Genomic DNA, 2,090 nt, shown 5'->3' on the forward strand with positions numbered 1-2,090 from the left:
GCTCACCGAAACGCGAAACTCCTCCCACAGCCATTGCGCCAGATCGCACAGACGCCAGCGAACGACGCCGTCGAGATAGGGTGTCGGCCCACGCTCGATGGCCTGCGCCAGGGCCGCACGCTGCTGATCGTTCAACCGCGATTGTGGGCCGGGAGCCTTGCCATTGATCAGACCTTGGGGACCGCGTTCGTTGAACCGCATGACCCAGTCACGGACAATCTGCAGCGTGACGTTACCGAGGCGGGCGGCATCGGAACGCGAGCCTCCATCGTAGATCGACGCCAGCGCCAGCAGTCGGCGCGCCTGAGCGGCATCCTTCGTCTGCCGCGCCAGCCGCCGCAGACCGTCTCCATCAAAATCCGTCCGTAGTGAAATCCCTGATCGCATCGCAGACCTCCGGTTTGCACCAGAGATTCAGATTCACCCCACTTTGGGAAGGCTAAAGAGTCGAAGTCAGCGAGGCGGCGTATNCCGCCTTAATGCATAGCACCGGACGTTTTGGCGACGAGAGGCAGGCTTTTGCTGGCTGCGCGACACCGCAGGCAAGTTTTGCCAGTCGCCGGAGTTAATCCATCGTGATGGAAGGCGGGGTTTGCAGGTTGAGGTCGAGGGGTTCGCTTTTGGGGCGTCAGCGCCCCGTCGGCTATGTTGCGAGCCGCGGGATGCGATCGAGAACGATGCGCAGGATGCGCTGATCCGGGCAGGATGTTGGCAGGTGCAGGCGGATTTGCGTTTTCATCTCGACCACCCGCGCTGCAATCTTGATGAGGCGCAGTCGCAGGGTGTCGAATTGCGCGACGGCAAAGCGCGAGCGCTTCGGCATCGCGGCCCGCAGCCCCCACATCAGCCAATAGGCACCCGCATGCAGGAACAGCCGGAACTGGTTGGCCGTCGCTCTCGTACAGGAGGTCCGGTCGGCGGCGAGATGCGTCTTCCATGACTTGATGTGGTTCTCGGCCGCTCCACGCCGGCAGTAGACGTCCTCGTAGAGCACCTTGGCCTTGCCACCTGCAAGGTTGGTGACGATGAAGCGGGTGTCGGTGCCTTGGGCGCCAACCTCGACGCGGGCGATGATGCGCTCGACGCGGCTCCAGCTAGCGGCGCCGTCAAAGAATTCCTTGAACCTGCGGACCTTGCCCGTCTTCGCCGACGCGTCGAACCGCGCCATCGTGCTGGTTTCCAGGTCCGCGACATGCTTGCGCAAGGTGGTGGTGGGTGCCAAGCCAAAGATGAAGTCGACATCGTTGGCGCGGCACCAGTCGATGACCGCCGGACTACAATAGTGGCTGTCGGCCCGGATCAGGATCCGAGTGTTCGGCCAATTGCTCCGGATCGCCTGCACCAGGCGTCGCAGGTGGGGGCGGATTTCTGCCCCACTCGGCCGCTTTGCCGGTCGCAGGACCGCGCCGACGAACCGTCCCGCCCCATCGAACACAACGATCGGCTGGAAGCCATATTCATCGTAATGGGCATTGAACAGCCGCAATTGCTGGCCGCCATGCACGGCGTCAAAGGTGTCGTCGATGTCGAGCACGATCCGCTTGGGAACTTGCCGGAAAGAGGCGCAGTAAAGGTCGACCATCGCCCGGCCCATCGCCACCAGTTCCCTCACGCCAGGCAGGTTCTCCAGCCGGCACATCGTCGACTGGGAGGCCAGATCGCGACCCGACGGCAGCGCGTCCTGGGCCATCTTGAAGACCGGATCGGAACGCAGCCGGTTGGCATCGTTGCCATCCTCGTAGCCGGCGGCGATCATCTTCATGCGAAAGCCGATCATGTCGGCCAGGCTATGGACGGTCTGGTCCGGGCAACGCGGATCGTCGATGCAGCGCGCCAGACGGTCGGCCACATGTAGCCGCTTGTCCACCGCAGCCAGGGCCAGAACACCGCTGTCGGACGATAGCATGCCGCCATCAAAACGGGCGACGACGGGCTTGCCGCCGACTGATGACAAACCGGGCAGCGCTAGCGTAGGATCATTCATGGCGGGTGTGGTCTCCGGAAACGGCACGGATCGGCGTAAGCAACCAAATCCTACGTCATTTCAACGGTTTGAACCATATCCGCCAACCCCTCGTGAATTATTCGGG

2 protein-coding genes are annotated in these 2,090 nt (G+C 62.9%); both read right to left on the reverse strand.

What is annotated here, in order from left to right; all coding sequences use genetic code 11:
* The coding region (locus AKG11_RS33455) for a helix-turn-helix domain-containing protein (RefSeq protein WP_050747147.1) at positions 1–387 on the reverse strand (387 nt) is incomplete at its 3' end.
* Between the two features lie 256 nt (positions 388–643).
* On the reverse strand, positions 644–1,984 hold the full coding sequence (locus AKG11_RS33460; protein ID WP_050747148.1) for an IS1380 family transposase: 1,341 nt from the start codon (positions 1,982–1,984) through the stop codon (positions 644–646).
* Positions 1,985–2,090 lie beyond the last annotated feature (106 nt).

This window comes from Shinella sp. SUS2 (assembly GCF_001262505.1).
Taxonomy (GTDB): Bacteria; Pseudomonadota; Alphaproteobacteria; order Rhizobiales; family Rhizobiaceae; genus Shinella.

Bases quoted from the DNA above. Each gene is read 5' to 3' on its own strand.
- AKG11_RS33460 (WP_050747148.1), bottom strand. From the start codon at position 1,984: ATGAATGATCCTACGCTAGCGCTGCCCGGTTTGTCATCAGTCGGCGGC.